This window comes from Blattabacterium cuenoti (assembly GCF_014251575.1).
GTDB lineage: Bacteria > Bacteroidota > Bacteroidia > Flavobacteriales > Blattabacteriaceae > Blattabacterium > Blattabacterium cuenoti_N.
Window position 1 is genome coordinate 562,542 of record NZ_CP059191.1, and the last position, 24,754, is coordinate 587,295.

Consider the following 24,754-nt stretch of genomic DNA (forward strand, 5'->3'; position numbering starts at 1 on the left):
AAGTTATTCAACGTTTCCAAAACGACGTTTTCTTTGTTGATAATTGATGATGGCTTCAAAGAAATCTTTTTTTCGAAAATCAGGCCACAAAATATTTGTAAAATACAGTTCTGCATAAGCAGATTGCCAAAGCAAAAAATTGCTAATTCGTTGTTCTCCGCTAGTCCTGATGATTAAATCGACATCTGGTAAATTTTTAGTATATAAATGATCTTGAAAAAAAGAATCGTCTATATCTCTTAATGAAAATAAACCATCGAAAACTTTTTTAGCGATATTTTTCGTTGCTCTTAAAATCTCTCTTCTAGCACTATAACTTAGTGCAAGAATCAAGGTACCAGATGTATTATGTTTGGTTTTTTTCATGAAAAAAAATAGTTCTTTTTGAATAACTTCGGAAAATTTTTCAATTTCTCCTATTGTAATAATTTTCACATCTCTTTCATGAATTTCTTCTAAATGAATTTTTAAATTAGTATGAAATAAACGCATCAAATCATCTATTTCTTTCTTGGGCCTATTCCAATTTTCAGAAGAAAACACATATAAAGTCATATAAGGAATTCCCAATTCTTTACATCCATTTATAGTGTCTCTCACAGATTGTATTGCTTTTTCATGACCGAATGTTCTTAATTTTCCTTTTTTTTCGGCCCAACGACCATTTCCATCCATAATAACAGCTACATGATGAGGAATATTATTATAATCTATTTTTTCTAATAAATTTTTCATAAAAAATCATAAATCCATCTTTGGACAAAGATATAAATAAAAAATAAAGATTTTTTACATTCAATTTCTTTGATCCATTCCCCATAAAAGTTTTTCTCGCAATGTTTTATAATAAGTATTCTTTCCTTCTTGAAGAAGATAAATATAAAAAGGAGCTTTTTGGATATACAATTCATTCTCTTTCTTCAGAGAAGTAAGTCTAGTATCCATAGATAAAGAATAAGATTTAACACGACTATGTATTTTCAAATGAATTTTTTGATGATCTGATATAATTAATGGACGTGAAAATAGATTATGTGGAGATATAGGAGTAAGAACAAAATTCTTATTATCAGGACTAATAATAGGACCTCCACAACTCAAAGAATATCCAGTTGATCCAGTCGGAGTAGAAATAATCAATCCATCTGCCCAATAAGAAGTCAGAAATTCATTATCAATATAAGCATCTATAGTGATCATAGAAACTGTTTCTTTGCGAAGAATAACAATTTCATTTAGTGCAAAATTAAAAAACTGATGATGATCAGTTATTGAAGTTTCCAACCACAATAAACTTCTAGGCATTATATGAAGTTTTCTATTGAAAATTTGATCTATTTTTTGAATAAATATATCTTTATTGAAAGTGGCCAAAAAACCTAGATTTCCTGTATTTACTCCAACTATAGGAATTCCAGAATCTCTGATCAATGTAATAGCAGATAAAATAGTTCCATCTCCTCCAAAAGTAAACATTAAACTGAAATCCTTAGTTAATTCTTTATAATGAGAAAATACAGGAAAATCTAAATTTTTAAATTCTTCAAAAGAGGACAAAACGTCAAAAAATGATTTTTCAATATGAATTTCTATTGAATGACTACATGCATAGCCTATGAACTGATTTAAATATGGTATATTTTTTTCTCCAAATTTCTGTCCATATACGGCTATTTTCATTTTAATTTTTCTTAAAAAACTAAAAGAAAATTACGAAATTAAATATTCAAAAAAAATTAATTCAGTTTTTATTAAATTTGTCGACTAAGGAAAAAAGAAAAATAATATGAAAGAATCTTTATTTCCTGCAAAAGTTTTGTTATTTGGAGAATATGGAATTCTAGAAAATTCTAGTGGACTTTCTATCCCTCATGATTTTTATAAAGGAACTTTAAAATTTCATTCTGTACTTAATAAAGATATTTTATGTTCTAATCATGAAATTAAAAAATATTATAATTTCTTATCTATTTTAGAAAAAAAAAACTAATTTTAACAAAATTAGATCTAAAAAAACTGCGTGAAGATATACAATGTGGATTATCTTTTCATTCAAATATACCTCAGGGGTATGGAATAGGAAGTTCTGGAGCATTAGTTGCAGCCATTTATGACAAATATGCAAAAAATAAATTCAAAAAATGTTTAAAAAATGAAAATATAATAATTTTGAAAAAAATATTTAGTCAAATGGAATCTTTTTTTCATGGAAAAAGTTCCGGAATAGATCCTTTGATTTGCTATCTAAACTTGCCTATACTCATTCGTTCAGAAACAGATATATCCACAATCGGAATTCCCAAAAAAAACAAAGGAGAAGGAGCTATTTTTTTATTAAATTCTGGTATTCCTAGCAACACTTCTTCTATGATCAAATTTTTTTTTGGAAAATTAAAACACGATAAATTCAAGAAAATTCTAAAAGAAGAATTTATAAAATATAATGAAAAATGTATTGAAGCTTTTTTAAAAGAAGATTTCAAAATTTTATTAAAACATGTTAAACAACTTTCTACCTGGGTTTTTCATCACTTTCGTCCCATGATTCCAAAAAATTTCCGTAAAATATGGAAAGAAGGAATATTTAATAATATTCATTATTTAAAATTGTGTGGATCTGGAGGAGGAGGATTTTTTTTGGGATTTACTCCAAATTATGACCTTTCGAGAAAAAAATTGGAAAAATACACAATGGAAGTCCTTTTTCGTTTTTAATTATGCATCATAATAAAATTAGACTAAATCATTACTTATCTAATGCAGGAATTTCTTCCAGAAGAAAAGCCGATGAACTTATTCAATCTGGAGCTATAGAAGTTAATGGAAAACCTATTTGTAAATTAGGAACTATCATTCATACAAATGATATTGTCACATTTCATGGATCAAAAATTAAAATTCAAAACAAAATTTATATATTACTTAATAAACCCAGAGGTTTTATCACTACAACAAAGGATCCATTTAACAGAAAAACAGTAATGAATTTAATTCCAAATTTTTCTAAATACAAAATTTTTCCAGTAGGAAGATTAGATTATTCGACTACTGGAGTATTGCTTCTCACAAATGATGGATTCTTAGCTGAAAAACTAACTCATCCAAAATATAATGTCAAAAAGATATATCATGTATCATTAAACAAAGAAATTAAGAATGAAGATTTAGACAAAATTAGAAAAGGGAAAATATATTTAAAAGAAGGAAAGGTTAAAGTGATTTTTGTAAATAAAAGTCATTCAAAAAATCAAATCAAAATAGGATTATATATCGGATGGAATAGAATTATTAAACGGATCTTTAAAAAATTAGATTATCAAGTAATTCAATTGGATAGAATCAATTTTGGTGGATTATCCAAGAAAAATATTAAGACAGGGAATTGGTGTTTTTTAAATCAAAAAGAAGTAAAAAATATAATAAAATGAAAAAAATAACCATCATCAATGGTCCTAATTTAAATCTTTTAGGAAAACGAGAAACAGAATTATACGGAACTGAAAATTTTTTAGATTATCTCGATAAAATAAGAAAAAAAAAACTTTTCTCTAATATAGAAATTCTTTATTATCAAAACAATAGTGAAGGTAAAATTATAGATATTTTGCATTCTTTAGGATTTCAATCGGATGGCATTGTATTGAATGCAGGAGCCTACACTCACACTTCTATAGGAATTGCTGATGCAATCAAATCTATACCAGCTCCGGTTATAGAAATTCATATTTCCAATATTCATTCAAGAGAATCTTTCAGAAAAAAATCATTTCTTTCTCCCGTGTGTAAAGGAACAATTTTTGGTTTTGGTTTAAAATCCTATGAATTAGGAATATTTAGTTTTTGTTTACAGGATTGATGAAAATCGTTTAGTTTTTTTTTAATATATTTAACAATATTATTTATTCCATCTTTTCTCTTTGCGGAAACTTTAAACCAACTAGGCATAGTTAAACCATTTTTTTTAATTTTTTCGATACAAAAAGAAATATTTTTTTCAATAAATTGATGATTCAATTTATCTGTTTTTGTAAAAACAATGCAAAAATTCGTTTTTTTACTGTTTAATTTTTGCATGAAATCCAAATCTATTTTTTGTATAACAAATCTACAATCTATTAATAGAAATAAACAAACAAGATTCTTTCTATGAAAAATATAATCTACAATTAATTTTTGTGTTTTTTTTTTTACTTTTTTTTCTGAAAAAAATCCATATCCCGGCAAATCGATCAAATACCATCGATCATTGATTAAAAAATGATTGATATATTGAGTCCTCCCAGGATAAGAAGAAACTTTAGCTATTTTTTTTCTTCCAGCTATGCAATTTATTAAACTAGATTTTCCAACATTAGAACGTCCTGCAAAAGCATATTCAGGAAAATTATCAATGAACATGTTGATTTTTTTTGAACTTCCTTTAAATTTTACAGAAAAAATTTTCATGATTGAAATCAAATTTAGAAAGCCATTTTTCTAGTATTTCTATAAATTTTTTAGGATGTTCCATCATAGGAACATGTCCACATTTATCTATCCAATGTAATTCAGAATCAGGTAACAATCTATGAAATTCTTCCGCAACTTCTGGTGGAGTAACATGATCTTGTTTCCCCCAAATTAAACAAATAGGTTGTTGAATAACAGATAAATCTTTAGACATATTATATTTCATAGCACTTTTAGCAATATATAAAGTTTTAATTCCCTTTTTTTTATCATTGACAATATGAAATACTTCATCTACTAATTCTTTGGTCGCTATTTTAGGATCATAAAATACTTCTTGTGATTTTTTTCTGATATATTCATAATTTTCTCTTTTAGGAAAAGCATCTCCAAAAGCTTTTTCAAACAATCCTGAACTTCCCGTAAGAACTACAGAATGGACTAAATCCATTCTTTTTTTTGCTATAATTAAAGCAATATGTCCTCCAAGTGAATTTCCTACTAAAGTAGCTTTTTTAATTCCTATTTTCATTAAAAATTGGATAATATATTTAGATAAATTAGAAATATTTGTAAGAAATAATGGCATATTATAAAGAGGTAATGAAGGAATAATTACTTTATAACCTTTTTTTGGAAAAAAATCTAAAAGAGCCTTGAAATTACTTAATCCTCCCATTAACCCATGAAGCAAAATCAAAGGATGCCCTTTCCCCTCTTTTATATGAGTAAATTTTCTTTCTTTATTATTAAGATTAAGCATACTATTAAGTATTATTTTTTCTACATTTTTTTTGAACAAGAAAATAAGCTGCTTTTGCAGCCATCTCCTCCGATTTCTTTTTTGAAGTCCCTCTCCCTTCAGTTTTAATTCCACATTCTAATACGGTAAACTCTGATAAATAAGTAATTACATTTTTATTTTCTATTTCTCTAAAAGTTTTAAAATTTATTATTAATTTATTTTTTTGAGACCATTCTATCATCCATACTTTATAACTAAAAATTTCATTTTGTAACTTCGCAATATTTACATAAGTATGCAATATCTTCTGATGGACGAAATCTTTACAACCTTGATATCCTATTTCCAAATAAATAAATCCTATTAAAGCTTCAAGTGTATTTCCCAATATGTTATCAGATATGACTGATTTATTAAAAAAAATATCTGTAATAGTTAATTTTCTAGAAATTTCATTCAAATTTCTTCTGCATACTATTTTAGATCGTATTTGAGTTAACTCTCCTTCTTTTTTATCAGGAAGTTTTTCACATAAAAAATGTGATATAATAGAATTTAACACAGCATCTCCTAAAAATTCGAGTCTTTGGAAATTAACAGAATAATTTTGATTCAAATTTTTTCTTTTTATAGAAAAACTATAAATGAATACTTCCTTTAAAAATTTCGTATTTTTTGGACAAAATCCTAATATTTTTATTAATCTTCCGATTAGAATAGAGTCTTCATCTTTTTCAAAATTTTCAAAAGTAGTATTAGACAACATTTATTTTTTTGAATAAAATACAAACATTGTGTCCTCCAAATCCAAAAGTATTACATATACTAATTTTTACTTCTTTTTTTATAGCTTTATTTGGAGTAAAATTAATTTTTGGATCTATATTCCTGTCTATATGAAATAAATTTATAGTTGGAGGTATTATTCCTTTTGTTAAAGGAAGTATAGAAGCTATTGCTTCTATTGCTCCTGCAGCACCCAACAAATGTCCTGTCATAGATTTTGTAGAATTAATATCTATATTATATATATTTTTCTTAAAAACTTCTTGAATTGCTTTCACTTCTGCAAGATCTCCCAACTGAGTAGAAGTTCCATGAGAATTAATATGATCAACATCTTCACATTTGATTCCTGCATCTTGAATGGCCGTTTTCATAGCTAAAACGATTCCTTTTCCTTCTGGATGAGGCGCAGTAATATGATAAGCATCTCCAGACATTCCAACTCCTCCTATTTCAGCATATATATTGGCTCCTCTTTCTTGAGCATGTTTATATTCCTCAAGTATAAGACATCCAGCCCCCTCTCCTAATACAAAACCATCTCTCTCTTCATCAAAAGGACGTGATGCTGTATGATAATCTTCATTTCTAGTAGACAAGGCATGTAGAGCATTAAACCCTCCTACTCCACTTTGGGTAATAGCTGCTTCAGAACCTCCTGCAACCATTATATCTGCTTTTCCTAAACATATTAAATGATAAGCATCTGCAATAGCATTAGAGGAGGAAGCACAAGAAGATACAGTTGCGTAATTTGGACCATGAAGACCATAATTCATAGAAATGAAACCAGCAGTAATATCTATTAGCATTTTAGGAATAAAAAAAGGGCTAAATCTAGGAGATCTTCCTCCATTTACATAATCAGAAATAGATTCTTCCAAATTGAGAAGACCTCCAATTCCTGAAGCCCAAATCACTCCAACTCTTTCTCTTTTTTCTTTGAAAAAATTAATACCACTATTTTTTATAGCTTCTTCAGAAGCAACAATTCCATATTGTGCACATGGATCTAATTTTCGTCTTTCTTTTTTACTGAAAAAAATACTGGGATCATAATTTTTTAATTCACAAGCAAATTTAGTCTTGTATTTTTTAGTATTAAAATAAGTGATAGGAGCACATCCACTTTTTCCATTAATAAGAGAAATCCAATATTCTTTTACATTATTTCCTATCGGAGTAATAGAACCAATACCAGTAACTACTACTTTTTTTAATTTATCCATATTCATACATACATAAAAAAGCTAATCAGATTTTTTATCAATATTCTTTTTATCAATTAAAAGATCTTCTATAGCCTGTATGGCTTCTCCTACTGTTGTTATTTTTTCTGCCTTTTCATCAGAAATACTAATGTCAAATTCTTTTTCAAATTCCATAATAAGTTCTACTATATCTAAGGAATCTGCTCCTAAATCATTAGTAAAACTAGCAGTAGGAACAATTTCACTTTCATCTACACTTAATTTATCTACAATAAGAGCATTGACTCTGGATGCAATGTCAGACATAGGATCATAATTTTTTTATTGTACAAAATTAGTAAACTTTTGTAAATCATATATAAATTTGCTGTATGCTTAAATAGTATATACAGAAATCACAGAAGAATATATGATGGCTCTTTCTCTAGAAAATTACGGAATATTGAATTCTTATGACAATTATCAGTTAAATCCTTATGAATTACAAAACATAATTATTCAAAAAGGAATGGGAGTAGAAACTAAATCAGGAGTTTTAGCAATAAATACTGGTTCATTTACTGGAAGATCTCCTGAAGATAGATTTATTGTAAAGGACAGTATTACAGAAAAAAAAGTTTGGTGGGATGAGAAATTCAATCGATCTTTTGATCCAGAAAAATTTGATCATTTATATCGAAAAGTAGTTCGATACTTATCTGGAAAAACATTATACATTAGAGATGGATATCTTTGTTCTGATAAACGTTATCAGTTCAATGTTCGTTCTATTAGTGAATATCCATGGTCCGATTTATTTATTCATAATCTTTTCCTAAGATTTACAAAGATTGATCAAATTTTACCAGATTGGTTATTATTTTGTGCTCCAGGATTTCAAGCTGATCCTATAAAAGATGGAACACGGAAAAAAAATTTTTCTATATTGAATTTTTCTAAAAAAATAGTTTTGATTGGAGGATCAGGATATACAGGAGAAATAAAAAAATCTATCTTTTCTGTCCTAAATTTCATACTTCCTGTATATAAAAATGTATTTCCCATGCATTGTTCTGCAAATGTAGGAAAATATAAAAAAGATACAGCTCTTTTTTTTGGATTATCTGGAACAGGAAAAACGACTATATCCAATGATATCAACAGAAATTTAGTGGGAGATGATGAACATGGATGGACTTGTGATAACATCATTTTTAATTTTGAAGGAGGATGTTATGCAAAAATATTAGGTATTTCTAGAAAAAAAGAACCTATGATTTATCATGCTATAAAAAAAGGAGCTATGTTAGAAAATGTCATTTTTAAAAATGAAACCCAAGAAGTTGATTTTTTAGATGATTCTATTACTCAAAACATTAGAATTAGCTATCCTATTTATTTTGTAAATAATATTGAGAAAGAATTATTGTCTTCTAATATCAAAAACATTTTTTTTCTTACATATGATGCTTTTGGAGTTTTACCACCCATAGCTAAATTAAATCGATCACAATCTTCTTATTATTTTTTGTTAGGATATACTTCTAAAGTAGCTGGAACTGAATTAAATATAGTTAAACCAAAAGCTACATTTTCTTCTTGTTTTGGTGCTCCATTCATGCCTTTACATCCTGTTCAATACACAAATATGCTAATGAAAAAATTAGATAATACCAAAATAAATGTTTGGATGGTTAATACAGGATTAATATCAGGAGGATATTCATCTGGATATCGTATCAAATTAAATGATACTCGAAAAATTGTGAAAAGCGCTCTAGATGGTTTGTTATCAGAGGTCCCTTACGAAAAATATCCAATTTTTAATTTTAAAATACCAAAATATTGTCCAGGTATATCTTCTCATATATTAAATCCAAAAAATTCATGGAAAAATGAAAAAATGTATCAAAATCAAGTCAAAATACTTGCTAGAAAATTTATTAACCATTTTGATATATACAAAAAATATACAGACAAAAATATTTCATCTGGAGAACCTATTTTAGAATAAATATATCATCATAATTACTGAGATATTTACTAATATATTTTCCCAATATATCAAACTCTACATTCACAATATCTCCTACTTTCATAAGGTGAAAATTTGTTTTATTATAAGTATAAGGAATAATGGAAACGCTAAATATATAGTGATTACATGTTATAATAGTAAGACTTATTCCATTGATAGCAATCGATCCTTTTTCTACAATTGTGTGATTTAATTTTTTTTTAGACCGAAAAAAAAATAGCCAACTTCCATTTCTATTTTCTATTTGAATAATTTCAGCAGTTGTATCTACATGTCCTTGTACTACGTGTCCATTTAATCTTTCAAACATCATTAACCCTCTTTCTAAATTTACTTCATCTTTAATTTTTAAAAAATTTAAATTAGTGCAAAACAAAGTTTCTTCAGAAGCTATGACTGAATAAGTTTTTTCATTAATATCTATAATGGTAAAACATATTCCATTATGGCAAATGCTTTGATTTATTTTAATTTCATCTAAAAATGGATTAATGAAAGTAATACAAAGATTATTTTTATCACGATTGAATTGATATACTTTTGTTGTACATTCTACAATACCAGTAAACATAATTATTTATAATTTTTATCAAATTAAATATTAAATGAATTATAGAAAAAAAAAAATTAGAGTGGGGGTTACCACAGGTGATATTCACGGAATAGGGATAGAAATTTTTTTAAAAGTATGTCGTAAAAAAAGACTTCTAGATTTTTTTACTCCAATATTATTTGGATCTACTAAATTATGTTCTTATTATAATAAAATCTTAAATCTGGATATAAATCATATTCGAGAAGTAAAAAATTTTAAAGAAATTATTGATTACAAAATTAATGTATTCAATATATGGAAAGAAGATATAAAATTTGAATCTATAAAAATCAATCATCCAGATTCAGGGAAATATCCTATTTTATCTTTAAAAAAAGCTGTGAAAGCTTTAAAAGAAGGAAAAATTGACGTACTTGTAACAGCTCCAGTAAACAAAAAATATATGAATTTGAAAGGTTTCTCATTTTTTGGACATACTGAATATTTACAAAATGTTTTGGAAGGAGAATCATTAATGGTAATGATTCATGACATTTTAAAAATAGCTTTAGTTACTAATCATTTGCCTTTAAAAAAAGTCACTTCAGAATTAAACATAAAAAAAATAATAAAATCAATAAAAATTCTACATCAATCCCTTATTATTGATTTTTCTATAGAAAAACCAAAAATAGCAGTTTTAGGATGTAATCCCCACTCAAGTGATAATGGATTAACAGGAGATGAAGAAAAAATAAAAATTAGACCTGCTGTTGATTGTTTGTTTCAAAAACAAGGCTGGCTGGTTTTTGGCCCTTATTCTTCAGACAGTTTTTTTGGAAATCAACTCTATCGTAATTTTGATGCTGTTTTAGCTATGTATCATGATCAAGGATTAATTCCTTTTAAAACATTAACTTTTAATCAAGGAGTGAATTTTACAGCAGGTCTTTCTCATATACGAACTTCTCCAGATCACGGTGTTGCCTATGATATAGCTAAAAAAGGAATTGCTAATGAAAATTCTTTTGAAGAAGCTATTTTTAGTGCTATAAAAATATTTAAAAATAGAAAAGAATATATGAAACTAAGTTTTTCTAAAAAATCATTATAAAATAACAATGATTGAATTATTTTTTACTTGCAAAATTCCATTTTTTATTTTTATTTTTTTTCTATCTTTTCCATCAATATATAGTTTGATTATCCCATTTTTTAATATGGATATAAAATAAGCATGATTCTCTAATATTTGAAAATATCCACATAATCCAGGAGCTGTAATGGAAGCTATATTTCCTTGATACAAGATCTTATCACAATCAAGAATTTTGATTTTCATAATTTATCATTTTTTTTCCATCTTCTATTACTTGTTCAATAGTTCCTTTTAGATTGAAGGCTGTTTCTGGAATGTGATCTAAATCACCATTTATTATCATATTAAATCCTTTGATTGTGTCCTCAATTTTTACAAAAATTCCTTCAATTCCTGTAAACTGTTTTGCAACATGAAATGGTTGAGATAAAAAACGTTGAACACGCCTAGCTCTGGAAACTATTAATTTATCTTCTTCACTTAATTCTTCTATTCCTAGAATAGCTATAATATCTTGTAAAGAATTATATTTTTGTAAAATTTCTTTAACACGTTGTGCGCAGTTATAATGATCTCTGTCTATTATATCCGGAGACAAAATACGAGAAGTAGAATCCAAAGGATCTACCGCAGGATAAATTCCTAAAGATGCTATTTTTCTGGAAAGAACTGTTGTTGCATCCAAATGAGAAAATGTAATAGCAGGAGCTGGATCTGTTAAATCATCTGCAGGAACATAAACAGCTTGCACTGAAGTGATGGATCCTTTTTTTGTTGAAGTAATTCTTTCCTGCATAGAACCCATTTCTGATGATAAAGTTGGCTGATATCCTACAGATGAAGGGATCCTTCCTAATAAAGCTGAAACTTCTGATCCTGCCTGAGTAAATCGAAATATATTGTCTATAAAAAACAAAACATCTTGTCCTTTTTTTCCTTCTACATATTGATCTCTATAATATTCAGCTAATGTTAATCCAGATAAAGCAACTCTAGCTCTAGCTCCTGGAGGCTCATTCATTTGACCAAACACAAAAACAGCTTTAGATTCCTTAAGTGCATTTTTATCTACTTTTGAAAGATCCCAATATCCTTTTTTCATGGATTTCATGAAAGAATCTCCATATTTTATAATTCCAGATTCTAACATTTCTCTTAATAAATCATTTCCTTCTCTAGATCTTTCTCCTACTCCTGCAAAAACAGATCTTCCTCCATGTCCTTTCGCTACATTGTTAATTAATTCTTGTATTAGCACAGTTTTTCCTACTCCTGCCCCACCAAATAAACCAATCTTACCTCCTTTTGGATAAGGTTCTATTAAATCTATAACTTTAATCCCTGTATACAATATTTCTGTTTCTGTTGATAAGTCTTTAAATGCTGGAGGTTCTTTGTGAATAGGTCTCGTTATGGATTTATCTATATCTCCTAATCCATCTATGCAATCTCCCAAAACATTAAAAACTCTACCATTGATGGATTCCCCTACAGGAACGCTAATTGGCTTACCTAATCCATTTACTTCTTGGCCTCTTTGCAATCCATCTGTTACTTCCATAGAAATGCAACGAACATTTTTATCCCCAATATGTTGTTGAACTTCTAAAATTATTTTATTTTTTTTAGATAAATTTACTTCCAAAGAATCGTAAATTTTAGGTAATTCCTCACTTTCTTGAAAAGAAACATCAATTATAGGTCCTATAATTTGAGTAATTATTCCCTTTATTTTTTTTTTATGCATCATGTAATCCCTTTTGATTAAAAAATCATAAAAATATAAATTCAGTATCTTTGTATTTGTAAATGTAAGAGAAAAAAGATAAAAATTTTGAAAATTTATTCATTCATTGATGAATTTTCTTCTCTTTCTCCATGTATATTGACTCTTGGAGTTTTTGATGGGGTTCATATGGGACATCAAAAAATAATTAAAAATCTAATTTTTAGAGCTGAAAAAAAGTATTGTCCCGTTTTGCTTACTTTTTATCCACATCCAAAAGAAATATTAAATCCTAGTAAAAAATTTTTCTATTTAAACACTCTTACTGAAAGAATATATAAATTGAAAAAAATAGGAGTAAAACATTTGATTATTCATCCTTTTACTATAAATTTCTCAAAATTAAGTACAAAAAACTTTTTCAAAAAAATTTTACATTCTAAATTTAGAATCAAAAAAATTATTACTGGATATGATTCTCATATTGGAAAAAACAGAGATGGTTCCTACGAAGAATTAAGAAAATTATCTAATATTTACGGATTTCAACTTGGAAAAGTTGAACCTTACAAATTTAACAAAAAAATAATTAGTTCTACTGATATTCGAGAATCTCTTTTATTAGGAAATATCCAATGGGCTAACAAAGCCCTGGGATATTCTTATACATTATCCGGTAATGTTATCAAAGGAAAAGGAATAGGGAGTACTATTGATTTTCCAACTGCAAATCTACAAGTAAATTCAAAAAAATTAATCCCAAAAAATGGAGTTTATGCTGTAAAAATTAATTATCTGGATAATATTTATCAAGGAATGTTAAATATAGGAGTTAATCCTACTATTAATCGAAAAAATCAAAAAATAAATATAGAAGTACATATTTTTGATTTTTTTGAAAATATTTATGGAAAAAAAATAGATATTTTAATAATTCATATGATTCGCGAAGAAAAAAAGTTTAACACACTTAAAGAATTAAAAGAACATCTTAGAAAAGATGAAATAAATATTAAAAAATTTTTTTCTTGTGAAAAAGAAAATTGATCAAATTATTCAACACCTACTATTGTCACAAAAAACTAATTTGAATCAGAAATACATATTAATATCAAAAGGATATCCTATTATAGAATATATAAAAAATAAATATAAATCAAAATTTAGCTCAGAGACTGAATTTTTTACAATTGAAAAATTTTTCGAAAAAATTTCTGGATTACAAATTTTAGACAATCATTCTATTCTTCTTTATTTTTTTTCTATCTTAAAAAAAGATGATTTTTTAGACAAAAATTTCAATAGTTTTTTTAATTGGGGACCTAAAATATTAAATGACTTTCAAAATATCGACATCAATATGATTGATGTTGAACAATTTTTTTCTTCTATTATTTCTGCAGAAAAAATGAATAAGTGGAATTTTAATATTTTAGAACAAGAAAAATTTCTTTTTTGGGAAAAGATTCATGAATATTATTATATTCTGCAATCTAAACTTTTAAAAAAAGGAATCACTTATCAAGGAATGCTTTTCAAAATAGCTCTTTCTCGTTTTGGTTTTTTTTTATCTGAAAATTCAAGTACAAAAATTTTTTTCTTTATAGATCTTATTTTGAATAAATGTGAAAAAATTTTTGTTCAAAAAATCATTCAATATAGTCATGGGTTAGTCTATAACTTATATGAATATGAAAATAAGATCAAAAAAAATATTTTTGAATCTAAAAATCAAAATACAAATTCTAAGACACATAAAAAATTTAATGATTTAAAAGTAATTGAAGTTTCAAAAGAAATAGAACAAGTAAAAATTGTAGAAAATATAGTATACAAATTGGTTAAAAAAGGGATAAAACCCTACAATATACTCATAATTCCAGGGGATAGATGCTTATTAATTCCGTTGTTAGATTCTATGAAAAGATTAGGAATCAACATATCTATAAACATAGATTATTCCTTCAAAAATATTCCTATTTATTATACTCTTTATTCTATATTCCAATTATTATTAAGAAAAGATAAGTTAAAAAAATTCACTAAAAAAGATGTCATTAGAGTTCTATCTGATGGATATATTCAAAAGTTTTTTTTAAAAAAAAATTCTTTATTAAAAAAATTGAAAACTGAAAATGATTCAGATTTTATTTCCGAAGATTTCATAAAAAAATATCTAATAAAAAATGATTTATGGATTATTTTCCAAATTTCAACTCATGACACAAAAATTATTCTTCTAAGTCTTATTGGTTTTATCAGAAAATTACAAAAACGACTTTTTGTAAACATGAATAAACATTTTATAGAATTAAGATTTCTTTTTAATCTAGAAATTTATATCTACAAACTAAGAATAATAGTTAGAAAGAATAAAAATTTCTTATTCGGAATAAATGACGTATTTAACATATATGAACAATTCGTGAATACAAAAAGTATACGATATATACATAAAAAAAAAAGAGGATTATACATAACAGGTTTTATGGATATTTTTTTTAAAAATTTCGATGTGGTGATCATTACCTCCTTTAATGAAGGAATAATTCCTCCAAAAAATCATGAAAAAAAATATTCTTTTATTCCTTTTGATCTTCGTCAAAGATTAAAAATGAAAGATTTTAATAATGATGTTTATTTTTATCATTTTATAAGAATTTTTCAATCTTCTACAGAAACATATTTGATATATAAAAATCAACCAGATGAAATTAATTCTGGAGAAAAAAGTCGTTTTCTACATCAAATGGAAATGAATTATAAATTATCAACAGAAAAAATAAACAATCCATTTATTCCTATTAATTTACTAAAAGTTCCCATTGTAATTGAAAAAACAAAATCTATCATTCATCGTTTGCATGAATTAATTGTTCAAGGACTATCTCCTTCTTCTATTCATTTATATAATTACAATCCTCTTTTATTCTATTACAAAAAAATACTTAGTTTAAATGATCCAGAAGAAATTTTCTTTAAGAAAAAAGTAGGACAAATCATTCACCAGATATTAAAAATTTTATATTCTCCAATAATAGAAAATTTTATAACAATTAATCGTATTCATGATATGAAAAAAGTTTATGAATCTATTGTTAAAAAAGTTCTTTTAGGAAAAGAAAAAACCATTGAAGGAAAAAATATGTTATTTTATTGTATAATAAAAGCTTATATAGAAAATTTTATTTCATGGGATGAAAAAAGCATTCAAAATGGACACAAAATTTTTGTGAAAAAAATAGAATGCAAAGTTTCTACAATATTAAATGTAGGATCAAAACAAGTGAATCTACATGGAATTATTGATCGTATAGATGAATACGATGGGATTACTCGTATTCTTGATTACAAAATAGGATTTCAAAAAATTAAAGAAATGAATGTTTCTTTAAAAAATATTGAAAACATTTTTCAAGATCCAAGTTATGCAAATACTATGCAATTACTTATTTATGTTTATTTGTGGTTTAAATCCTCTACTTTTTTTGGAAATAAAAAAAAACCTCCCTCTATAGGAATTCTTTCACCCGAAAAAAACGGAAAAATATTGCAAATTCCTATAAATTTTTTTCATCAAAAAAAAAGAAATATTACGTACGAAGATTATAGAAAAAATTTTCTTCCATTTCTTATTAAAAGAATTTCAGAAATATTAGATCCAAAAATACCAATTATAGAAAAAATTTATTGATTTTGAATATATCTATCTATATAATCCCCCACTTCTTCAGTAGTTGAAAAAAACTCTGATTCAATAATATCTGGGGTACATACTTTTTCTTCAATGGACTTTCTAACAGCTTTTTCTAAAATATTTTTTTCTTTATGCATTCCAAAATATTCTAACATCATAGACCCTGAAAGAATACATCCCAAAGGATTTGCTATATTTTTCCCCTTCGCTTGGGGGTAAGATCCATGTATAGGTTCAAACATAGATTTATGATTTCCTATAGAAGCTGAAGGCAATAAACCCAAAGAACTTGTAATCACACTAGATTCATCTGAAAGAATATCTCCAAACATGTTATCTGTTAGAATAATATCAAATCTTCTAGGATTTAGAATAATTTGCATAGCGGCATTATCTATATACAAAAAATCCAAATTTACACCTGGATAATCCAATGCTATTTTTCGAATAACTTCTCTCCATAATCTAGAAGTTTCTAATACATTTGCTTTATCCACCAATGTTACTTTCTTTTTTCGAGAAAGAGCTGCTTTAAAAGCCATTTCTCCAATTCTTTCAATTTCTTTTTTGGAATAAAAACAATAATCATAAGCTTCTTCTCCATTTTTAGAACGACCTTTTTCTCCAAAATAAATTCCTCCTGTCAATTCACGGTATATAATAAAATCAACTCCATCCAATAGTTCCTTTTTTATAGGTGATTTATTGACTTCTGAATAAACTATTATAGGACGAATATTGCAATATAAATTCATTCTTTTTCTTAATTTTAATAATCCATCTTCAGGTCTCTTTCCTCTTGGATTATGATCATATTTTTCGTCTCCTATACAACCAAATAAAACAGCATCTGATTTTAAACAAACATCTATAGTTTCTTCCGGCATTGGATCTCCAAATTTTTCTATAGCCATAGATCCAGCTATAGTTTTATGATAATAAAAATCATGATTATATTTTTTCGCTATAGAGTTTAAAACTTTTATTGTTTGTTTCATGATTTCAGGACCTATTCCATCTCCTTCTATTACAGAAATATTTTTTTTCATAGAATATTTTTTCTATTTTTTTCAAAATTTTTTACATCTTTTTTTATGGAAAATAAAAAATCTATATCATCATAACCATTTAAAAAACAATTTTTTTTGTATGGATGAATATAAAATTTATCAATTTCTCCTGTTTCCATTATTGTAACCTTTTGATTGATTAAATCAACTTTTATTTTAATTTTCGGATTTTTATCAATTGTGTCAAACAATTTTTTCAAAAAAAAGTCAGAAACTTCTACAGTCAGTAATCCATTATTCAATGCATTTTCTCTAAAAATATCAGCAAAAAAACTAGATATTACAACTCTAAATCCATAATCGTAAATAGCCCATGCAGCATGTTCTCGACTGGAACCACAACCAAAATTTCTTCCTGATAAAAGAATTTTTCCACTAAAATTAGAATTATTTAATATAAAATCTTCATTTAAAGATCCATCTTTTCTATAACGCCAATCTATAAAAAGATTTTTTCCACATTCTTCACGTTTAATTTCTTTTAAAAAACGAGCAGGAATAATCTGATCAGTATCTATATCCTCTATAGGCAATGGAATTGCTTGGCTAGTTAACATCGTAAATTTTTTCATGAATATATTTATTTACATCTACAATTTTTCCTTCAATAGCTATAACAGCAGCTGTTAAAGGACTTGCTAATAAAGTCCTAGCTCCTGGCCCCTGTCTTCCTTCAAAATTTCTATTAGATGTAGAAACACAATATTCTCCTGAAGGAATTTTATCCTCATTCATTCCCAAACAAGCAGAACATCCTGGTTGACGAAATTCGAATCCACAGTTTCTAAAAATTATATCTAATCCTTCTTCTTTGGCTTGTTTGACTACCTGATTTGATCCAGGAACTATCATTACACGAACATGATTAGCTTTCTTTTTTCCTTTTACTATAGAAGCTACTAGTCTTAAATCTTCTATTCTAGAATTAGTGCAACTTCCTATAAAAATATAATCAATTCTTTTTCCTATTAAAGATTCTCCTGTAGAGAATCCCATATAATTTAAAGATTTTTGATCTGTATCTAATTTTGGAATAGACTCAGAAATTTTTATTGCCATACCAGGATTTGTTCCATAAGTTATCATAGGCTCAATTTCTTCAACATTGAAAACGTACTCTTTATCAAATTTTGTATTCTGATCTGTTCTTAAAGATTTCCAATATTCTATTATTTTATGCTTTTTTGATTCCTTGAAATGTTTACATTTTTCAATGTAATCAAAAGTAATTTGATCTGGAGCAATTAATCCTCCTTTTGCTCCCATTTCAATACTCATATTACAAATAGTCATTCTTCCTTCCATGCTCATTTTTTGAATAGAAGACCCTGTGTATTCTATAAAATGACCGATTCCCACATCTACTCCCAATTTTGAAATAAGATACAAAATGACATCTTTTGACGTTACTCCCCTTTTTAAATTTCCATTTAATTGAATTCTCATTTGTTTTGGTTTGGATAATAATAAACATTGACTAGCCATAACCATGGTTACCTGACTAGTTCCAATTCCAAAAGCTATACATCCAAAAGCACCATGAGTAGAAGTGTGACTATCTCCACAAACTATTGTCATACCAGGTAAAGTATAACCTAATTCAGGACCAATCACATGAACAATTCCATTATTTTTATGACCAAGTTGATATAACGTGATTCCAAATTTTTGGCAATTATCTGTTAACAAATTTATTTGTTTTCTAGACAAAAAATCTAAAACAGGTAAATGTTGATTTATTGTAGGAACGTTATGATCCGCAGTTGCTATAATTTGTTTAGGTCTGAAAACAGAAAAATTTCTTTTTTCTAATTCTATAAAAGCTTGAGGACTAGTTACTTCATGTATATAATGTCTATCAATATAAATAACATATATTCCGTTTTCTAATTCTTTAACTATGTGAGATTCCCAAATTTTATCAAATAATGATTTTGACATTTTTAAACAACATTTATTCTTCTGTTAGTATTATTAGTAGGATGCAATATTTGATTATTTGCATTCAAATTAGCTTTTTTTAATATCGTTTTTAATTCCCTATCGGTAATTTCTTTCTTTTCATCTGCATATTTTAAAAAAATAGAATAAACCAAATCTAAAGAATTTTTATTCAAAAAATGACCCAGTTTTTTATAACGATAAGCCAAAGCTGCTCTTCCACTTCTAGCTGTTAGAATAATTGAAGATTGATCTATTCCAACATCTTCTGGATTAATACTTTCATAAGTTTCCCTCTTTTTTATGACTCCATCTTGATGAATTCCTGATGAATGAGAAAATGCATTGATTCCTACAATAGCTTTATTAGCTTGAACTCTCATTCCTGTACATTCAGACACTAGATGACTTGTGGAATAAATAAGTTTTGTATTTATATTAGTAAATAAATTCAAATGAGAGTTTTGTTTAATAATCATAACTATTTCTTCCAAAGAAGTATTTCCAGCTCTTTCTCCAATTCCATTAATAGTACATTCCACTTGTTCTGCTCCATTCATAATTCCAGATAAAGAATTAGCCGTAGCCAGTCCCAAATCATTATGACAATGAGTAGATAATTTGATTTTATGAACCCCTTTAACATTTTCTTTTAAAAAGCGTATTTTATCTCCATATTCTTCTGGAAGACAATACCCTGTAGTATCAGGTATATTAATAACCGTCGCTCCATATTTGATCACATTTTCACATACTTTTGCTAAAAATTCATTTTCTGTACGCCCCGCATCTTCCGCATAAAATTCAACATCTTCTACAAACCTTTTTGCATATTTTACTGCATGAATAGCTCTTTCTATAATTTTTTCCGGGGTGCTATTGAATTTATAACGGATATGACAATTTGAAGTTCCTATTCCTGTATGAATTCTTGGTTTTTTAGCATGTTGTAACGCTTGTCCTGCTATCTCTATATCTTTTTCTACTGCTCTAGATAATGCACAAACTACAGTTTTTGAAACTGATCTACAGATTTCTTGAACAGATTGATAATCTCCTGGACTAGAAGTGGGAAATCCTGCTTCAATAACATCCACCCCTAAAGACTCTAATCTTTTAGCTATTTTTATTTTTTCTTTAGTATTTAATCTGCTTCCAGGAACCTGTTCTCCATCTCGCAAAGTTGTATCAAAAATTTGTATTCTTTTCTTTTCCATACCATTGGATTATTTGATAATCTCAAAACTATTTTTTCCAATAAAAAAATAGAAATGAATTATTTTAATACTTACAATATTCAATTAATAAAATTATTTTATATTTTTCTATTTATCAAACTAAATATTATTATACAATTACAATGTCTAATTACAATAAATCAGATCATCTTCTTTTATTAATTCAAACTTTATCAAAATCAGAAAAAAGAAATTTTAAACTTTATGCTAGTCGCATAAAAAAGAATAAATGCGCCAAGTTTATGAAACTTTTTGAAATCATGAGCAAAATAAATTATTATGATGAAAAAAAAATATTAAAATCACCTATAAGCAAAATGCAACTATCTAATATAAAAGCTAATTTATACAAACAAATTTTGATTAGTCTTAAGTTGCAACACACTGAAAAAAATCATGATATACAAATACGTGAATATTTAGATTTTGCTAAAATTTTATATAATAAAGGTTTATATATACAAAGCTTAAAATTATTAGGAAAAGCAAAAATCATTGCTAGATGTTATGAATATAACACTATTCTTTTAGAATTAGTAGAATTTGAAAAAATGATAGAATCTCAACATATAACTAGAAGTCTTTATTCTAGATCAGGAGAATTATCAGCAGAGTCTAAAGAATTAATTGAAAGAATACAATGTAATAATGCTTTATCTAGTCTTTCTTTGGAATTATATGGTTTATATTTAAAAGTAGGATATGTCAGAAATGAAAAAGACAAAATATTTATAGAAACATATTTTCGTACAAATCTTCCAAAATTTGATATTGATAAACTTAGTTTTTACGAAAAATTGTTTTTATATCAGGCTCAAGTATGGTATCATTACATCCGACAAGATTTTATTATGTGCTATAGATCATCTTATAAATGGGTAGAATTGTTTCAAAATCATACAAAAGAAAAAAAAATAGCTCCTGTCAGTTACTTAAAAGGATATCATTATTTATTAGATACTTTGTTTTATTTGAATCATTACTCAAAGTTTACTAATGTATTAAAGAAATTTGAAAAAGAAGTCAAAAATGGAGAAATACTTATAAATGGAAATACCAGAATATTAATTTTCATGTATACATATACTAATCGTATTAACAAACATTATATGGAAGGAAGTTTTTCAGAAGGTGTGAAAAAAATCATTCCATCATTATTTATGGATTTCAATAAAATCTCTAATCGTCTAGACTCTCATTATATTATGGTTCTTTATTACAAAATTGCTTGTTTGTATTTCGGAAGTGGAGATCATGAAAAAACCATTCTATATTTGTCAAAAATTATGGAAAATAAGAAAAAAAATTTACGACAAGATTTACAATGTTTTGCCAGACTCCTACATTTAATTGCTTGTTACGAAAGTGGATTAGATGAAAATATGGATCAAAAGATTCAGTCTGCATACAGATTTTTCATTCAAATGGATGATTGGTATATCGTGCAAAAAAAAATTATTCATTTTTTTAAAAATCTGGGAAATGTATATCCACATCAAATAAAAGGTCAGTTTAAAAAATTAAGAGATAAATTAATTAAATATTATGATCATCCTTATGAAAAGAGAACTTTCCTATATTTAGATATTATTTCTTGGCTGAATTCTAAAATAGAGAATAAATCCGTAGAAGTCATCATAAAAGAAAAGTTTCTAAAAACTAACTCCCAAAAATAAATTATTTTCATATCAATAAAAAAAAAATTCTAAAAAATAGAATCATAAAATATGAAAAAATAAAATTTGCAAAAGTTTTTAATAAACTAGAAAAATCATCATATTCAATCATTAAGCAGAAAAAAACAAAAACACCAAAAAATAACTTAATTATACCACATAATACATAAATATATACAGTTAGTTTGGATTTTTTTATACTTGCAAGTAAACAAATAAAAAACAAAAAACTGCTGAAAGGCAACAAAAAAATATATATTCTTAATATGAAAAAAAAATTTTTTCTGAAAAAAACGGCACTAAAAATGACGTGTATTAAACTAAAAAAGAAAGTAAAAAAATTGTATCCAATGATCTTTTTTATCATTAATAAATAATATCACTTTTAATAAATACATGCAAAAAAATATCATTGACGAACTCTCATGGAGAGGTTTAATAAAAAATAAAGTTTCTGGTATAGAAAATCAATTAAAAAAACCTACCACAATGTACATAGGATTTGACCCTACATCTGATTCTCTTCACTTAGGAAGTTTGCTTCCTCTTATCATTCTCATTCATTTTCAAAAAATGGGACATAAATCCTTAGTATTGATTGGTGGAGCAACAGGTTTTATAGGAGATCCTTCTGGTAGAAAAGATAACAGGATTTTTCTTAGTCAAGAAATTTTACAAAAAAATACAGAATCTATAAAAAATCAAATCCTAAGACTTTTGAAGTTTCATTCAGAAAAAATAGAATTATTAAATAATTTAGATTGGATTCAAAATGTTTCTTTTTTGGAATTTATTCGTGATATTGGAAAATATTTTACTGTAAATTACATGATTTCTAAAGATTCTGTGAAAAAAAGAATTAATGATGAAAAAAACGGAATTTCCTTTACTGAATTTTCTTATTCTCTGATACAGGGATACGATTTTTTATATTTAAATCAAATGAAAAATTGTCTATTACAAATAGGTGGATCTGATCAATGGGGAAATATCACAACAGGAATAGAACTTATCAGAAAAAGAACAGGAAAAAAAGCATATGGATTTACTTTTCCTTTAATCACAAAATCGAATGGAATAAAATTTGGAAAAAGTGAAAAAGGTGAAAATATATGGTTAGATAAAAATAAAACTTCTCCATATAAATTTTATCAGTTTTGGATCAACATTTCTGATTTTGAAATTGAAAAATATATAAAAATATATACTTTTTTTTCTAAGGAAAAAATCGATCAATTAATTATTCAACACAGAAAAAATCCAAATAAAAGATTTTTGCAAAAAAAATTAGCCCATGAAATCACTAAATGGGTTCATGGAAATGAAATTTCCGAAAAAATCATAAAAATCACACATATATTATTCGATAAAAAAAATGAAATTTTACAATTCTTAAATGAAGAAACTCTCATTTCTATATACAATCACATTCCACATATGGTTCTCTCTTATGAAGAATTTGAAAAAGGAATTTTTTTATTAGATCTTTTAAAAAAAAGTGGCTTTTTTTATTCTAAAAGTGAAGCTAGTCGTGCTCTAAAAGCAAATTCAATTTATTTAAATAAAATTCTAATAAAAGAAAATTTTTTGCTACAAAAAAATAACATTATAGGAAAAAAGTACATTTTACTCCAATTTGGGAAAAAAGAATTTTTTATTATAAAAATTGAATAAATTCAGTACCCAAAAAATTTCAATTTTTTGTAGTCATATCGCCAATTTGGACAAACTTTCACATGAAGCTTTAATTTGATCTTTTTTCTCAAAAAAGACTCTATGCTTTTTATCGAAAAAAATTTCAATTTTTTAAGACGATCTCCTCTCTTTCCAATTAAAATTCCTTTTTGAGAACTACGTTCTACATATATACAAGATAATATCTGTATGAAATTTTTTTCATTTTTAAAAATGACTGTATTTATTTCTACTGAGTAAGGGATTTCTTTTTTGTATAGAAAAAATATTTTTTCTCTAATTATTTCATTTACAAAAAAACGTTTAGATCTGTTACTTAAAAATTCCTTGGGATAATAAGGAGGGTGTTCAGATAATAAGGATATAATTTTATTCATCAAAAGATCTTGATTCATTTTTTTTAATGCAGATATTGGTAATATTTCTGAATTAGGAAATAATTTATGCCAATAATCAATTGCATGATACAATATATTCTCTCTACATTTTATTCCTATTTTATCTATTTTATTAATTAATATAATAATGGGAACATTTTTTTTTTAAGTTCATTAAATATTGGAAAGTATTCTAGTTTTCCAATTTCTGTTATTAACAAAATAATATCTGCATCATCCAATGATTTTTCCACATATTGCATCATAATTTTTTGCATAGGGTAAACAGGATGAATGATTCCTGGAGTATCAGAAAATATGATCTGAAAATTCGATTCATTAATAATTCCTAATATTCTATGACGAGTAGTTTGTGGTTTATATGTTATTATGGAAAGTTTTTCTCCTACTAAAGAATTCATCAAAGTAGACTTTCCTGTATTAGGAAATCCTATAATATTAACAAAACCAGATTTATGAATCACTGTTATT

The 24,754-nt window shown here is 26.1% G+C and carries 22 protein-coding genes and 2 pseudogenes; 9 read left to right on the forward strand and 15 right to left on the reverse strand.

What is annotated here, in order from left to right:
• Nucleotides 1–3: 3 nt before the first annotated feature.
• Both H0H67_RS02775 and H0H67_RS02780 read right to left on the reverse strand, forming a co-directional pair.
• A complete protein-coding gene (locus tag H0H67_RS02775) occupies nt 4–735 on the reverse strand; it encodes an isoprenyl transferase (protein WP_185859251.1) in 732 nt (243 codons plus the stop codon).
• A gap of 60 nt (nt 736–795) precedes the next feature.
• Nucleotides 796–1,680, reverse strand: coding sequence for an NAD kinase (locus H0H67_RS02780; protein WP_185859252.1), 885 nt, complete (start codon nt 1,678–1,680; stop codon nt 796–798).
• A gap of 106 nt (nt 1,681–1,786) precedes the next feature.
• Between H0H67_RS02780 and H0H67_RS03225 the strand changes: the two are divergent.
• From H0H67_RS03225 to H0H67_RS02795, 3 genes and pseudogenes are all read left to right on the forward strand, one after another.
• A pseudogene (locus tag H0H67_RS03225) lies at nt 1,787–2,715 on the forward strand (mevalonate kinase family protein).
• A gap of 2 nt (nt 2,716–2,717) precedes the next feature.
• Nucleotides 2,718–3,428, forward strand: a complete 711-nt coding sequence (locus H0H67_RS02790) for a pseudouridine synthase (protein WP_185859253.1) — start codon at nt 2,718–2,720, stop codon at nt 3,426–3,428.
• The gene (locus H0H67_RS02795) at nt 3,425–3,856 is read left to right on the forward strand and encodes a type II 3-dehydroquinate dehydratase (RefSeq protein WP_185859254.1); all 432 of its coding nucleotides are present in this window, start codon (nt 3,425–3,427) and stop codon (nt 3,854–3,856) included. The genes H0H67_RS02790 and H0H67_RS02795 overlap by 4 nt, the downstream gene beginning before the upstream one ends.
• Here H0H67_RS02795 and yihA read toward each other — a convergent pair.
• Genes yihA through H0H67_RS02820 form a run of 5 tightly spaced genes read right to left on the reverse strand, consistent with a single transcriptional unit; the run spans nt 3,817 to nt 7,497 of the window.
• A complete protein-coding gene (yihA, locus tag H0H67_RS02800) occupies nt 3,817–4,446 on the reverse strand; it encodes a ribosome biogenesis GTP-binding protein YihA/YsxC (protein ID WP_185859255.1) in 630 nt (209 codons plus the stop codon). The two genes, H0H67_RS02795 and yihA, sit on opposite strands and share 40 nt — an antisense overlap.
• Nucleotides 4,421–5,212, reverse strand: coding sequence for an alpha/beta fold hydrolase (locus H0H67_RS02805; protein WP_185859256.1), 792 nt, complete (start codon nt 5,210–5,212; stop codon nt 4,421–4,423). The genes yihA and H0H67_RS02805 overlap by 26 nt, the downstream gene beginning before the upstream one ends.
• A gap of 4 nt (nt 5,213–5,216) precedes the next feature.
• Nucleotides 5,217–5,960 (reverse strand): ribonuclease III family protein, encoded by a 744-nt coding sequence (locus H0H67_RS02810; protein WP_185859257.1) that lies wholly within the window; start codon nt 5,958–5,960, stop codon nt 5,217–5,219.
• The gene (gene fabF, locus H0H67_RS02815; RefSeq protein WP_185859258.1) at nt 5,950–7,209 is read right to left on the reverse strand and encodes a beta-ketoacyl-ACP synthase II; all 1,260 of its coding nucleotides are present in this window, start codon (nt 7,207–7,209) and stop codon (nt 5,950–5,952) included. The genes H0H67_RS02810 and fabF overlap by 11 nt, the downstream gene beginning before the upstream one ends.
• Nucleotides 7,210–7,230: 21 nt before the next feature.
• Entirely contained in the window at nt 7,231–7,497 is a 267-nt protein-coding gene (locus tag H0H67_RS02820; RefSeq protein WP_185859259.1) for an acyl carrier protein, read from the reverse strand.
• A gap of 103 nt (nt 7,498–7,600) precedes the next feature.
• On the opposite strand from H0H67_RS02820, the gene H0H67_RS02825 reads away from it, so the two are divergent.
• A complete protein-coding gene (locus H0H67_RS02825; protein ID WP_185859260.1) occupies nt 7,601–9,184 on the forward strand; it encodes a phosphoenolpyruvate carboxykinase (ATP) in 1,584 nt (527 codons plus the stop codon).
• Here H0H67_RS02825 and H0H67_RS02830 read toward each other — a convergent pair.
• Entirely contained in the window at nt 9,171–9,779 is a 609-nt protein-coding gene (locus tag H0H67_RS02830) for a riboflavin synthase (RefSeq protein ID WP_185859261.1), read from the reverse strand. The two genes, H0H67_RS02825 and H0H67_RS02830, sit on opposite strands and share 14 nt — an antisense overlap.
• A 34-nt stretch (nt 9,780–9,813) precedes the next feature.
• Between H0H67_RS02830 and pdxA the strand changes: the two genes are divergently transcribed.
• Nucleotides 9,814–10,857: a 4-hydroxythreonine-4-phosphate dehydrogenase PdxA gene (gene pdxA / locus H0H67_RS02835; RefSeq protein ID WP_185859262.1), complete on the forward strand. Its 1,044-nt coding sequence runs from the start codon at nt 9,814–9,816 to the stop codon at nt 10,855–10,857.
• On the opposite strand, the gene H0H67_RS02840 is transcribed toward pdxA, so the two are convergent.
• Nucleotides 10,852–11,085, reverse strand: coding sequence for a FoF1 ATP synthase subunit delta/epsilon (locus H0H67_RS02840; RefSeq protein ID WP_185859263.1), 234 nt, complete (start codon nt 11,083–11,085; stop codon nt 10,852–10,854). The two genes, pdxA and H0H67_RS02840, sit on opposite strands and share 6 nt — an antisense overlap.
• Nucleotides 11,066–12,589 carry a F0F1 ATP synthase subunit beta gene (gene atpD / locus H0H67_RS02845; protein WP_185859623.1) on the reverse strand — a complete coding sequence of 508 codons (1,524 nt, stop codon included), beginning with the start codon at nt 12,587–12,589 and terminating at the stop codon, nt 11,066–11,068. The genes H0H67_RS02840 and atpD overlap by 20 nt, the downstream gene beginning before the upstream one ends.
• A gap of 87 nt (nt 12,590–12,676) precedes the next feature.
• On the opposite strand from atpD, the gene H0H67_RS02850 reads away from it, so the two are divergent.
• Both H0H67_RS02850 and H0H67_RS02855 read left to right on the forward strand, forming a co-directional pair.
• Nucleotides 12,677–13,615: a bifunctional riboflavin kinase/FAD synthetase gene (locus H0H67_RS02850; protein ID WP_185859264.1), complete on the forward strand. Its 939-nt coding sequence runs from the start codon at nt 12,677–12,679 to the stop codon at nt 13,613–13,615.
• Nucleotides 13,599–16,262, forward strand: a complete 2,664-nt coding sequence (locus tag H0H67_RS02855; RefSeq protein WP_185859265.1) for a PD-(D/E)XK nuclease family protein — start codon at nt 13,599–13,601, stop codon at nt 16,260–16,262. The genes H0H67_RS02850 and H0H67_RS02855 overlap by 17 nt, the downstream gene beginning before the upstream one ends.
• Here H0H67_RS02855 and leuB read toward each other — a convergent pair.
• Genes leuB through H0H67_RS02875 form a run of 4 tightly spaced genes read right to left on the reverse strand, consistent with a single transcriptional unit; the run spans nt 16,256 to nt 20,493 of the window.
• Nucleotides 16,256–17,314, reverse strand: a complete 1,059-nt coding sequence (gene leuB, locus H0H67_RS02860; RefSeq protein WP_185859266.1) for a 3-isopropylmalate dehydrogenase — start codon at nt 17,312–17,314, stop codon at nt 16,256–16,258. The two genes, H0H67_RS02855 and leuB, sit on opposite strands and share 7 nt — an antisense overlap.
• Nucleotides 17,311–17,907, reverse strand: a complete 597-nt coding sequence (gene leuD / locus H0H67_RS02865) for a 3-isopropylmalate dehydratase small subunit (protein ID WP_185859267.1) — start codon at nt 17,905–17,907, stop codon at nt 17,311–17,313. The genes leuB and leuD overlap by 4 nt, the downstream gene beginning before the upstream one ends.
• Nucleotides 17,882–19,276: a 3-isopropylmalate dehydratase large subunit gene (leuC, locus tag H0H67_RS02870; protein WP_185859268.1), complete on the reverse strand. Its 1,395-nt coding sequence runs from the start codon at nt 19,274–19,276 to the stop codon at nt 17,882–17,884. The genes leuD and leuC overlap by 26 nt, the downstream gene beginning before the upstream one ends.
• A 2-nt stretch (nt 19,277–19,278) precedes the next feature.
• Nucleotides 19,279–20,493, reverse strand: a complete 1,215-nt coding sequence (locus H0H67_RS02875; protein WP_185859269.1) for a 2-isopropylmalate synthase — start codon at nt 20,491–20,493, stop codon at nt 19,279–19,281.
• Between the two features lie 143 nt (nt 20,494–20,636).
• Between H0H67_RS02875 and H0H67_RS02880 the strand changes: the two genes are divergently transcribed.
• Together H0H67_RS02880 and tyrS are read left to right on the forward strand one after the other, a co-directional pair.
• Nucleotides 20,637–22,190 carry a hypothetical protein gene (locus tag H0H67_RS02880; protein WP_185859270.1) on the forward strand — a complete coding sequence of 518 codons (1,554 nt, stop codon included), beginning with the start codon at nt 20,637–20,639 and terminating at the stop codon, nt 22,188–22,190.
• Nucleotides 22,191–22,586: 396 nt separating this feature from the next.
• Nucleotides 22,587–23,864: a tyrosine--tRNA ligase gene (tyrS, locus tag H0H67_RS02885; protein ID WP_185859271.1), complete on the forward strand. Its 1,278-nt coding sequence runs from the start codon at nt 22,587–22,589 to the stop codon at nt 23,862–23,864.
• A gap of 2 nt (nt 23,865–23,866) precedes the next feature.
• On the opposite strand, the pseudogene era reads toward tyrS, so the two are convergent.
• Nucleotides 23,867–24,744, reverse strand: a pseudogene (gene era / locus H0H67_RS02890) (GTPase Era).
• Nucleotides 24,745–24,754: the final 10 nt, after the last annotated feature.